12 protein-coding genes are annotated in these 10,842 nt (G+C 61.0%); 2 read left to right on the forward strand and 10 right to left on the reverse strand.

Translation table 11 applies throughout. From position 1 onward, the window contains the following. Positions 1-1,030: acyl-CoA dehydrogenase family protein (locus tag HX793_RS30565; protein WP_178905591.1), on the forward strand; the 1,030-nt coding region annotated here is incomplete at its 5' end. Here the strand turns inward: HX793_RS30565 and HX793_RS30570 are convergent. Both HX793_RS30570 and fnr read right to left on the reverse strand, forming a co-directional pair. Continuing rightward, positions 1,031-1,579 carry an adenine phosphoribosyltransferase gene (locus HX793_RS30570; RefSeq protein WP_095017213.1) on the reverse strand — a complete coding sequence of 183 codons (549 nt, stop codon included), beginning with the start codon at positions 1,577-1,579 and terminating at the stop codon, positions 1,031-1,033. An 80-nt stretch (positions 1,580-1,659) separates the two neighbouring features. Further along, positions 1,660-2,394 carry a fumarate/nitrate reduction transcriptional regulator Fnr gene (fnr, locus tag HX793_RS30575; protein WP_016979302.1) on the reverse strand — a complete coding sequence of 245 codons (735 nt, stop codon included), beginning with the start codon at positions 2,392-2,394 and terminating at the stop codon, positions 1,660-1,662. A 152-nt stretch (positions 2,395-2,546) separates the two neighbouring features. Between fnr and HX793_RS30580 the strand changes: the two genes are divergently transcribed. Next, a complete protein-coding gene (locus tag HX793_RS30580; RefSeq protein ID WP_177095724.1) occupies positions 2,547-3,017 on the forward strand; it encodes a hypothetical protein in 471 nt (156 codons plus the stop codon). 7 nt (positions 3,018-3,024) lie between these two features. On the opposite strand, the gene hemN is transcribed toward HX793_RS30580, so the two are convergent. From hemN to HX793_RS30620, 8 genes are all read right to left on the reverse strand, one after another. Beyond that, positions 3,025-4,407 carry an oxygen-independent coproporphyrinogen III oxidase gene (gene hemN / locus HX793_RS30585; protein WP_177052432.1) on the reverse strand — a complete coding sequence of 461 codons (1,383 nt, stop codon included), beginning with the start codon at positions 4,405-4,407 and terminating at the stop codon, positions 3,025-3,027. Between the two features lie 103 nt (positions 4,408-4,510). Further along, positions 4,511-5,194: a sulfite exporter TauE/SafE family protein gene (locus tag HX793_RS30590; protein ID WP_177052433.1), complete on the reverse strand. Its 684-nt coding sequence runs from the start codon at positions 5,192-5,194 to the stop codon at positions 4,511-4,513. Next, on the reverse strand, positions 5,187-5,399 hold the full coding sequence (ccoS, locus tag HX793_RS30595; protein WP_095017210.1) for a cbb3-type cytochrome oxidase assembly protein CcoS: 213 nt from the start codon (positions 5,397-5,399) through the stop codon (positions 5,187-5,189). Before ccoS ends, HX793_RS30590 begins: the two co-directional genes overlap by 8 nt. Positions 5,400-5,421: 22 nt before the next feature. After that, positions 5,422-7,872: a heavy metal translocating P-type ATPase gene (locus HX793_RS30600; RefSeq protein WP_177095722.1), complete on the reverse strand. Its 2,451-nt coding sequence runs from the start codon at positions 7,870-7,872 to the stop codon at positions 5,422-5,424. Positions 7,873-7,879: 7 nt separating this feature from the next. Further along, positions 7,880-8,419 (reverse strand): FixH family protein, encoded by a 540-nt coding sequence (locus HX793_RS30605; protein WP_177052435.1) that lies wholly within the window; start codon positions 8,417-8,419, stop codon positions 7,880-7,882. A gap of 14 nt (positions 8,420-8,433) precedes the next feature. Then, positions 8,434-9,837 (reverse strand): cytochrome c oxidase accessory protein CcoG, encoded by a 1,404-nt coding sequence (gene ccoG / locus HX793_RS30610; RefSeq protein WP_016979307.1) that lies wholly within the window; start codon positions 9,835-9,837, stop codon positions 8,434-8,436. A 207-nt stretch (positions 9,838-10,044) separates the two neighbouring features. Beyond that, on the reverse strand, positions 10,045-10,455 hold the full coding sequence (locus HX793_RS30615) for a type II toxin-antitoxin system VapC family toxin (RefSeq protein ID WP_095017206.1): 411 nt from the start codon (positions 10,453-10,455) through the stop codon (positions 10,045-10,047). Further along, positions 10,455-10,709, reverse strand: coding sequence for a type II toxin-antitoxin system Phd/YefM family antitoxin (locus tag HX793_RS30620; protein ID WP_038847979.1), 255 nt, complete (start codon positions 10,707-10,709; stop codon positions 10,455-10,457). Before HX793_RS30620 ends, HX793_RS30615 begins: the two co-directional genes overlap by 1 nt. Positions 10,710-10,842: the final 133 nt, after the last annotated feature.

Raw genomic sequence — 10,842 nt, forward strand, 5'->3', positions numbered from 1 at the left:
CTTTTTCAGAGTTTCCCTAAAGGCCGGCGCGGCGGGGATTCTTGGCATCGGCTACCCCGAAGCGCTCGGTGGCAGTCATGAAGGTGATCTGTTCGCCAAGGTGGCGGCCAGCGAAGAATTGATGCGTTGCGGCTCTGGCGGCGTCGTGGCGGGACTGGGTTCATTGGATATTGGCTTGCCGCCTATCGTCAAATGGGCGCGGCCGCAGGTCCGTGAGCGCGTGGCCCCGCAAGTACTGTCGGGCGAGAAGATCATCGCCCTGGCCGTCACCGAGTCGGGCGGAGGGTCCGATGTGGCCAGCCTGCAAACCCGAGCCGTTCGCGACGGCGAACATTACCGCGTCAGCGGCAGCAAGACCTTCATCACCAGCGGCAGCCGCGCAGATTTCTATACCGTGGCCGTGCGCACCGGAGGGCCAGGCTTTGCCGGCATCAGCTTGCTGCTGATCGAAAAAGACACCCCCGGTTTTACCGTTGGCCAGCCCCTGAAGAAAATGGGCTGGTGGGCGTCGGACACCGCTGAATTGTTCTTCGACGATTGCCGCGTGCCCGTCGGCAACCTGATCGGCGCTGAAAACATGGGCTTTGCCTGCATCATGGGCAACTTCCAAAGCGAGCGGCTAGCCCTGGCATTAATGGCCAACATGACGGCGCAGATGGCGCTGGAGGAAAGCCTCGAATGGGCCGCGCAACGCGAAGCCTTCGGTAAACCTATCGGCAAATTCCAGGTGATCAAGCATCGTCTGGCGGAGATGGCCACTGCGGTGGAAGTCTCACGGGAATTCACCTACCGCCAGGCGGCCAAGATGGCCGCGGGCATCAGCGTGATCAAAGAGATTTCCATGGCCAAGAACCTCGCCACCGACACTGCCGACCGCGTCACCTATGACGCCGTGCAGATCCTCGGAGGCCAGGGTTACATGCGCGGCAGCCTGGTGGAGCGGCTGTATCGTGACAACCGCATCCTGTCCATCGGTGGTGGCACCCGTGAAGTGATGAATGAAATCATCAGCAAGCAGATGGGGCTTTGATCACTGCTCGCTCAGCGCAAACTGCGTCAGGCAAAAGGTGGGGATGCCCATATCTTCCAAGCGCTGCGAACCGCCCAACTCGGGCAGATCAATAATCGCCGCCGCTTCGAAGATCGTCGCCCCCATGCGTCGCACCAGGTTCGCTGCTGCGATCAGGGTGCCGCCGGTGGCGATCAAATCATCGAACATCAATACCGAATCGCCCTCGCACAGGCTGTCGGCATGCACTTCCAGGAACGCCTCGCCGTACTCGGTCTGGTAACCCTCGGCCAGCACGTCAGCCGGCAGCTTGCCTTGCTTGCGAAACAGGATCAGCGGCTTGTTCAGTTGGTAGGCGATGATCGAACCGATCAGGAAGCCCCGCGCATCCATCGCGCCGATATGCGTGAACTCGGCCTCGACATACCGATGGGCAAAGCTGTCCGCCACCAGGCGCAGGGCGCGGGGCGATTGGAACAATGGCGTGATGTCACGGAAGATCACCCCAGGCTTGGGGAAGTCGATGACGGGGCGGATCAGGGATTTGATGTCGAACGAATCGAAGGTCATCGTCGAAGAGTCCTGGGGCTGGAAACGGACTCGAAGTATACCTGCGGCCTCGCCGGTTGGCGCGGCCGCAAGTGTCTGCATCAACCCTCCAGCGAGCCACCGGCCAGCGCGCACAGCTGGATCGGGTCGAGGATATGCACTTCTTTACCTTCGGCGGCGATCAGCTCGTTTTGCTGGAAGCGGGTAAACACGCGGGACACGGTTTCCACCGCAAGTCCCAAGTAGTTGCCGATTTCATTTCGCGACATGCTCAGGCGGAACTGGTTGGCCGAGAAACCACGGGCACGGAACCGCGCCGACAGGTTGACCAGAAAGGTCGCGATGCGCTCGTCGGCGGTTTTCTTCGACAACAGCAGCATCATTTGCTGGTCGTCACGGATCTCACGGCTCATCACGCGCATCAACTGACGGCGCAGTTGTGGCAGTTGCAGGGCCAGTTCGTCCAGGCGTTCGAAGGGGATTTCGCAAACGGATGTCGTTTCCAGCGCCTGGGCCGACACCGGGTGAATCTCGGTGTCCATGCCCGACAACCCCACCAGTTCGCTGGGCAAGTGGAAACCGGTGATCTGCTCTTCGCCGCTGTCGCTCAGGCTGAACGTCTTCAACGCACCCGAACGTACTGCATAAACGGAATCGAACTTGTCGCCCTGGCGGAACAGAAACTCGCCTTTTTTCAGCGGGCGGCCACGTTTAACGATGTCGTCCAGCGCATCCATGTCTTCCAAATTCAACGAAAGTGGCAAGCAGAGGGGGGCCAGGCTGCAATCCTTGCAATGAGCCTGGCTGTGAGCGCGCAGTTTAACTGGCTCGGACATTTCTTAAATCCTTGTGGGAAAACACACATAAGACGTAAGGGTAACGCACTGGGGGGCGGTGAGGCCAGCCTGTACAAAAAACCGGCAGCGGTATAAAGGTTTTTGTGTCGGAGTCGATACAAGGTCATCTCTACACGTCGGAGCCCCCGATCATGTCTGTTATCGCTGCCTACAACCCTGCTGTTCGTTTGCCGACCGTGCCTGATACGAAGCCCGCTGCAGAGGCCAAGGAAAAAGCCCCAACCCCTGCAAATGCCGCTGATACCAAGGCGGTCGAGGGGGTGACGGTGACCATTTCCGGTGCCGCGTTCCAGGCCTCCAAGGCCAACAGTAATCCCAATCAGGATATCGACGACAGTAATCTGAAAGACAACATCAAACAGCTACTAAAAATGATCCGCGAGCTGAAAAAGCAAATCGCCGACAAGATGGCCGAGATTTCCGCCGCCATGGCCGACACTTCAATGACGCCCGAACAGCGTCAGGCCAAGGTGGGTAACTTGCAAGCATCGCTTTCGGCTTTGCAGGGCGGCCTCGCAACGGCCCAAGCCCAACTGGGCAAGGCAATGAAAGGCGAGTCCCCTGAGGCGCAGATGGAAGCCATGAGTCTGGCGGCGAAATAGTACGGGCTCAGATCACCCGCGAAAATCGTTGCCTGTTCTGGTGCTCCAGGTAGGTATCGAACACCATGCACACCGAACGCACCAGCAATCGCCCGGCTGGCAATACACGGATGCCCTGGGCGTCGAGTTCGATCAGGCCATCCTCGGCCATGGCCTCGAGTTGTGGCCAGATGTCGTCGAAGTACCCGCGAAAATCAATGTTGAAGGCCTGCTCGATCGACTCGAAGGCCAGGCTGAAATTGCAGATCAACTGCTGGATCACTTCCCGCCGCAACCGATCATCCGTGGTGCACACCAGGCCGCGACTGGTTGCCAGTTGCGCGCCGGCGAGGGTGTTCTGGTAGCCGTTGAGGTCGCTGTTGTTCTGGCAGTACAGGTCGCCGATCTGACTGATCGCCGACACCCCGAGCCCGATCAAGTCGCAATGGCCGTGGGTGGTGTAGCCCTGGAAATTGCGTTGCAGAGTGCCTTCTTCCTGGGCGATGGCCAACTCGTCGTCGGGCAGGGCGAAGTGGTCCATGCCGATGTAACGGTAGCCGGCCTGGGTCAGTTGCTCGATGGTGGTTTGCAGCATCAAGAGCTTTGACGCGGGGGAGGGTAGTTCATCCGTGTTGATGCGCCGCTGGGGCATGAAGCGCTCCGGCAGATGCGCGTAGTTGAACACCGACAGACGGTCGGGCTGCAGCCTGATGACTTCTTCCACGGTGCGCGCAAAATTGATCGGCGTTTGCTTGGGCAATCCGTAGATCAGGTCGATATTGATCGAGCGAAATTGCAGGGTGCGCGCCGCGTCGATCACCGCGCGGGTTTCCTCCAGGCTCTGCAGGCGATTCACCGCCCGTTGCACCTCGGGGTCGAGGTCTTGCAGGCCGATGCTCACGCGGTTGAAGCCGAGTTCACGCAGCAGGCCCATGGTCGCCCAGTCCGCTTCGCGGGGGTCGATCTCGATGCCGTAGTCGCCGGAATCGTCATCCAGCAAATTGAAGTGCTGGCGCAGGCAGCCCATGACCTGGCGCAGTTCATCGTGGCTGAGAAAGGTCGGGGTGCCGCCGCCAAAATGCAGTTGCTCAACCCGCTGTTTCGGATCGAGGTGGCAGGCCACCAGTTGGATCTCTTGCTCCAGGCGTTGCAGGTAGGCCTGGGCGCGGCCACGGTCCTTGGTGATGACCTTGTTGCAGGCGCAGTAGTAGCAGATGTTCGCGCAGAACGGCACATGCAGGTACAGCGACAACGGCCGCACGGCTTTGCGGCTGTCGCGCAGGGCGTGGAGCAGGTCGAAGGTGCCGACCTGGCTGTCGAATTGTACGGCGGTGGGGTAGGACGTGTAGCGCGGTCCCGCCAGGTCGTAGCGGTGAATCAGATTGGTGTCCCAACGAATGGCGTCGAGCATGCGGGCGTTCCCCCGGATAGGCTAGTGGGCCGAGTCTAGGGGCGTGGCGGGGATGGCATCTTGATTTGTATCAACGGGGAGCGGCGCTATGCCACATGGCCTTTTAATGGCCCATTAGCCAGTGCTGGTGTGGACCTGGCAATGTCCATATTCCGAATAAAATCACAAGCACGCCACCGGCCATGCGAACACTGCGTTTACGCAATAACGCCGTCACCCGCTCGGCGGCCAATCCTGTCGCCAGCAAAACAGGCCAGGTCCCCAGGCCGAACGCCAGCATCAGCAACCCGCTGTCCAGCGCATTGCCCTGGCTCGCCGCCCAAAGCAAAGTGCTGTAGACCAATCCGCACGGCAGCCAGCCCCACAGCGCGCCCAGCAGCAAGGCGCGCGGTACGCTGGACACGGGCAGCAAACGGTTGGCGACTGGCTGTATATAGCGCCACAGGCCGCGCCCGAGGCTTTCGATACGGGTGAGGCCGCTCCACCAGCCGGCCAGGTACAAGCCCATGCTGATCAACAACAACCCGGCCAGTACGCGCATGAACATCGCCGCCGGGCTGTTGGCCACTGCCCAACCGGCCAGGCCAATCAACACGCCCGCAGCGGCATAGCTGAAGATGCGTCCCAGGTTGTAGGCCAACAGCAGTTGAAACCTGCGGCCGCGCTGTTCCTTGGGGATCGCCAGGGTCAGCGCGCCCATCAGCCCGCCGCACATGCCCAGGCAATGGCCGCCACCAAGCAGGCCGAGGATCAGCGCGGAGACCAGCAGTGGCGCCAGTTCAAGCATGGGGCGGGTCTTTCGGCGGTTGCTCGGCGTGGTTGGCCTCTTCGATACCGGCCAGGTGGTTCGGGTCCTGGTCGTCGAACAACACGCTATGGGCCGGGCCGTCGAGGTCGTCGTACTGGCCGCTGTCCACCGCCCAGAAGAAGATGTAGATAGCCACGCCCACTAACAGCAGCGCCGCCGGAATCATCACGTATAAAGCTGGCATCTGCACTCCATGGCCGTGCGGCTCACACCGGCAGCGGGCGGGTTACTGAGGGGGCTTGGGCTGCTGGCGTGCTCGGCAGGCGAGTCAGGCGCAGGGCATTGAGCACCACGGTCAACGAACTGAGGGACATGCCTATTGCGGCCCAGATCGGGGTGATCCAACCCAGGGCGGCAAACGGCAGCATAAGGCCATTGTACAGCCCGGCCCACAGCAGGTTTTCAATGATCACCCGGCGGGTGCGCCGCGCCAGGGTAAAGGCTTGTACCAAGGCGTCCAGGCGGTTGGACAGCAACACCGCGTCGGCGCTGGTCTTGGCCAGGTCGGTAGCGGTGCCCATGGCCACACTGATATCGGCGGCGGCGAGGACCGGCACATCGTTGACCCCGTCGCCGAGCATCAGCACCTTGCGGCCTTCCTTGTGCAGTTGTTGCAGCACGTGCAGCTTGTCATCGGGGCGCAGGCCGCCATGGGCTTCGTCGATACCCAGTTCGGCGGCGACGCTGGCGACCATCGGCGAACTGTCGCCGGACAGCAACAGCGTGCGCCAGCCACGTGCTTTGCACGCGGCGAGCAAGGCCGGCGCGTCGCTGCGCAGACGGTCATCGAGGACGAACCAGGCCAGCGCGCCTTCGCGGTCACCCAGCAGCAGCCATTGGCCAGAAACCTCCGGCGCAGCAGGAATCGGGCAACCACTGAGTTCGCAGACAAACCCCGCCTGGCCAATGCGCAATACGCGCTCGCCGACACGCCCTTCAAGGCCCAGCCCAGGCGTACTGATGACTTCATCGGCGGCCAGTGGCGCTCGGCCAAAGGCGCGGGCAATCGGGTGTTCGGAGCGGTTTTCCAGGGCGGCCGCGAGGCTCAGGCACAGGTCGGTACTCATGCTGCCCAGGGGGCGGATGGCTCTTAATGCCAGGCGTCCTTCGGTGAGGGTACCGGTCTTGTCGAAAATTACTGTGTCGATCTGGTTCAAGCCTTCCAGCACATGACCGCGCGTCAGCAGCAGGCCGAGTTTGTGCAAGGTGCCGGTGGCGGCGGTGAGGGCGGTGGGTGTGGCGAGGGACAGCGCGCAGGGGCAGGTCGCGACCAGCATCGCCAGCACAATCCAGAACGCCTGCGACGCATCCAGCTCCCACCACAGCAGGCCGATCAACGCGGCGGCGATCAGCGAGCACAACAGGAACCACTGCGCGGCGCGGTCGGCGATCTGCGCCAGACGTGGTTTCTCGGCCTGGGCCCGCTCCAGCAGGCGCACGATGGCGGACAAGCGTGTGTCGTGGCCCAAGGCGCGCACTTCGACGGTCAGCGCGCCCTCGACATTGAGGGTGCCTGCGGTGACCGCATCGCCGGTCTGGCGCGGTTGCGGCAGGTATTCACCGGTCAGCAGGGACTCATCGATGCTCGATTGCCCGTCGAGGATCACGCCATCCGCCGGCAGCACGGCGCCAGGGTGGACCAATACGCGGTCGCCCAGTGCCAGTTCAGGAAGCAGGATGCGTTCACTCTGGCCATCGGCTTTAAGGCGCAGGCAGGAGGCGGGCAGCAAATTGACCAATTGCGCCGTGGCGGCCGCCGTGCGTTCGCGGGCGCGGCGCTCAAGGTAGCGACCGGCCAGCAGGAATAGCGCGAACATGCCCACCGCGTCGAAGTACAACTCGCCCACGCCGGTGATCGCGGTCCAGATCCCCGCCAGATAAGCGCCGCCGATGGCCAATGACACCGAAACGTCCATGGTCAGGTGACGCGTGCGCACGTCGCGCATGGCACCCTTGAAAAACGGTGCGCAACTGTAGAACACGATGGGCGTTGTAAGAAACATCGCCACCCAGCGCAGGATCACGTGCAGCTCCGGGCTCAGGTCGATATTGAATTCCGGCCAGGTGGCCATGGTTGCCATCATCGCCTGGAACCATAACAGCCCGGCCACGCCCAATTGGCGCAGGGCCAGGCGGTTTTCGCTGGCCAGTTGCTCGGCGGCGCGGTCCGGCTGATAGGGGTGTGCGGCGTAACCGATATGGCGCAATTCGCTGAGCAGTTGGCTCAGCGGCAGTTGTCCGTCGGCCCAACGCACCTGCAGGCGATGGTTGGACAGGTTCAGCCGCACCTCGGCCACGGCGGGCAGGCTGCGCAGGTGTTTTTCGATCAACCAGCCGCAGGCGGCGCAGCTGATGCCTTCCATCAACAGGGTGGCTTCGGCCAGTTCGCCCTCGTGGCGCACAAAGGGTTTTTGCACGTCGGCGCGGTCATACAGCGCCAACTCGTCCACCAGTTGCACCGGCAATGCCTCGGGATTGGCCGAGGCTTCGCTACGGTGCTGGTAATAGCTTTCCAGGCCGCCGGCGACAATGGCTTCGGCCACCGCCTGGCAGCCTGGGCAACAGAGCTCGCGGCGTTCGCCGAGGATCACTGCGGTGAAGCGGCTGCCCGGCGGGACGGGCAGGGCGCAGTGGTAGCAGGGAATTGGGCTGGTCATGGCGCTGCTATTTTTTCAGGTCTTCAGCACCCTGCAACGGTTCATCGCCCAGCAGCAAGTCTTTGTCGTGGCTGACCTGTTCTTCTTCGAACATGCGCCAGGTGCGGTCGCCTTCCACGCCGAGCAATTCGACGAAGCGACGGCCTTCGACCTTGTCGGTGACCTGGCCGATGTAGCGGCCGGGTTCGCTGTCGCTGCGGACCAGGTTGATCTTGCGATCCTTTTCCGGCTGGGTCGGGGAAATCAGGTTCAATTCCAGGGTGGTCGGGTTGCTGTTGCCGGTGAGGTTCACTTCGACTTCACCGGTCAGCTCATCCAGGTGCACCTTGGCGCGCAGTTGCAGGGTCTGGGCCAGCAGCTCGCGGTCCAGGGAGCGGTTGATGCCTTTGCCGGCCTCGTAGTAGTTGTCATTGACCAGGTTGTCCGGGTTGTTCACCGCGATGGTCACCATGGACAGGGTCAAGGTCACCGAGCAGGCCAGGATCCCAATGATGATCCAGGGCCAGAGGTGCTTGTACCAGGGGCTTGCGGCAGTGGCTACGGACATGGTTCTGCTCTCTTTTAACGAACTTGTGGGCCGATGAATCGGCTCTTGGCTTCAATATGGACGCTGGCGTCATCGGCATCGGTGAGAATGAATTTCACCTCGTTGGTGCTCGACGGCAACTGTTCCGGCGCACTCGACAGCTCGACCGGCATGCTGACGATATCGCCGGCGGCCACCCTGATTTCGCGGCGGCCTTGCAGCTTGAGGTCTGGCAATCCGGAGGCGTCGAGCACGTAGGTGTGGTCGCGCTGGTCCTTGTTCATGATCTTCAGGCTGTAGACGTTTTCGATGCGGCCTTCGGCGTTTTCGCGATACAGCACACGGTCCTTGCTCACGTCGAAACCCACCAAGGAGCGCATGAAGAACGCGGCCACCAACAGGCTGATCATCGCCAGCAGCACCAGCGCGTAGCCAATCAGACGCGGGCGCAGCTTGTGGGTTTTCTGGCCCGACAGGTTGTGCTCGGTGGTGTAGCTGATCAGGCCGCGCGGGTACTCCATCTTATCCATGATGTTGTCACAGGCGTCGATACACGCGGCGCAGCCGATGCACTCGATCTGCAGGCCGTCGCGGATGTCGATACCGGTCGGGCACACCTGCACGCACATCGTGCAGTCGATGCAATCACCCAGGCCTTGGGTCTTGTAGTCGACACCTTTTTTGCGCGGACCACGCAGCTCGCCACGGCGTGGATCGTAGGAAACGATCAGGGTGTCCTTGTCGAACATCACGCTCTGGAAACGCGCGTACGGGCACATGTAGATGCACACCTGTTCGCGCAGCCAGCCGGCGTTGCCGTAGGTGGCGAGGGTGAAGAAACCCACCCAGAAATACGACCAGCCATCGGCCTGGCCGGTGAAGAAGTCAAACACCAGTTCGCGGATCGGCGAGAAGTAGCCGACAAAGGTCATGCCGGTGACAAAACCGATCAGCAGCCACAGGGTGTGCTTGCTGAATTTGCGCAGGAACTTGTTGGCGCCCATCGGCGCTTTGTCGAGTTTGATGCGTTGGTTGCGGTCGCCTTCAGTGACCTTCTCGCACCACATGAAGATCCACGTCCACACGCTTTGCGGGCAGGTATAACCACACCACACGCGACCGGCATACACGGTGATAAAAAACAGGCCAAATGCCGCGACGATAAGAATGCCCGAGAGCAGGATGAAGTCCTGGGGCCAGAAGGTCGCACCGAAAATAAAGAATTTACGCTCCGGCAGGTTCCACCACACGGCCTGGTGACCACCCCAGTTCAGCCACACGGTGCCGAAGTAGAGCAGGAACAGACCGGCACCGCCGAGCATACGCAGATTGCGGAACAGGCCGGTGAAGGCGCGGGTGTAGATCTTCTCTCGCGAGGCGTAGAGATCGACAGTTTTGGCAGGCGGGGTAACGTCGTGTACCGGTATTTGGTCGCTCATCATTGCATCCCACGGCGGTGGAGATTTGCCTCGGCCAGTACGTGCCAACCGGGGTCAAATTAGGGGTGTTGCAGTGGCCTAATGATACGCCCCCGATGCTGTGCAAAGGGTGCGACCTTTGGTCGCGTTGGGGGAAATCAATTGATGGTGTACGTGATCTGGATCAATTGACTTGGGAAGTATGGACGGTTTTGGTGAGTAAGCAGGTCATTCGTCCCATGGATTGATCAGTGGAACGCCGCTGGATTTGAAATCGCTGATGTTGCGCGTTACCACGGTCAGCCCGTGAACCAGAGCGGTAGCGGCAATCAGTGCATCACTTTCATTGGTCCGGTCAGGCACATGCAGATGTGCACAACGCAGGGCGACTGCGGTATCCACCGGCAGAATTCTGGAGTCAAAAGCGGGCATTACATGGCGCTTGAGCCACGTTCTTAGCACCTTGCCTTGTGCCGGGTCTCGGCGCTCGATACGCAAGACCCCGGTCTCCAATTCTTTAAGCGTTATCGCAGAGATAAACATGCGTGGAGCGATGACACTTTTTGCCCATGCGACCACCTTTGCGTCGGCATGGGGTTTGCGGAGTTCAGAAATAACGTTGGTGTCGAGTAGGTACATCAAGAAAGGTCCACAGGTCGATGAGTGATCACGCCGCGTTCGGTTTCGAAGTCGATATCGGCCGCTTCTGGCATCACTAGCAGATCAACGATGTCGGCATTGAGCCCTGTCAGTTTCTGGTAGTCCTCAATGCTTAGCAGTACATGGGCCGGCTTGCCGCGATCAGTGATAAAAACCGGCCCTTGGCGAGCTGCTTTTTTGGCACCACTTGTGTCTTGGTTGAATTCGCGGCTGGAAATAGTCGTGATGGTCATAAGGGGCTCCCCCTTCGTCAGGCTGGATGTAGTTACGTTACTACTTGATTGTCGCGAACCGCAAGTATGAAGCTACGAGTGGTAGTGAGTTCCCGCTTAAATCACCCGAGAGCTAGGGATGGTCTGAAGTAGC

The organism is Pseudomonas reactans, from assembly GCF_013387025.1.
Taxonomy (GTDB): Bacteria; Pseudomonadota; Gammaproteobacteria; order Pseudomonadales; family Pseudomonadaceae; genus Aquipseudomonas; species Aquipseudomonas reactans.

Bases quoted from the DNA above. Each gene is read 5' to 3' on its own strand.
- HX793_RS30620 (WP_038847979.1), bottom strand. From the start codon at position 10,709: ATGACCATCACGACTATTTCCAGCCGCGAATTCAACCAAGACACAAGT.
- HX793_RS30615 (WP_095017206.1), bottom strand. From the start codon at position 10,455: ATGTACCTACTCGACACCAACGTTATTTCTGAACTCCGCAAACCCCAT.
- HX793_RS30600 (WP_177095722.1), bottom strand. From the start codon at position 7,872: ATGACCAGCCCAATTCCCTGCTACCACTGCGCCCTGCCCGTCCCGCCG.
- ccoG (WP_016979307.1), bottom strand. From the start codon at position 9,837: ATGAGCGACCAAATACCGGTACACGACGTTACCCCGCCTGCCAAAACT.
- HX793_RS30590 (WP_177052433.1), bottom strand. From the start codon at position 5,194: ATGCTTGAACTGGCGCCACTGCTGGTCTCCGCGCTGATCCTCGGCCTG.
- fnr (WP_016979302.1), bottom strand. From the start codon at position 2,394: ATGTCCGAGCCAGTTAAACTGCGCGCTCACAGCCAGGCTCATTGCAAG.
- HX793_RS30580 (WP_177095724.1), top strand. From the start codon at position 2,547: ATGTCTGTTATCGCTGCCTACAACCCTGCTGTTCGTTTGCCGACCGTG.
- ccoS (WP_095017210.1), bottom strand. From the start codon at position 5,399: ATGCCAGCTTTATACGTGATGATTCCGGCGGCGCTGCTGTTAGTGGGC.
- hemN (WP_177052432.1), bottom strand. From the start codon at position 4,407: ATGCTCGACGCCATTCGTTGGGACACCAATCTGATTCACCGCTACGAC.
- HX793_RS30570 (WP_095017213.1), bottom strand. From the start codon at position 1,579: ATGACCTTCGATTCGTTCGACATCAAATCCCTGATCCGCCCCGTCATC.
- HX793_RS30605 (WP_177052435.1), bottom strand. From the start codon at position 8,419: ATGTCCGTAGCCACTGCCGCAAGCCCCTGGTACAAGCACCTCTGGCCC.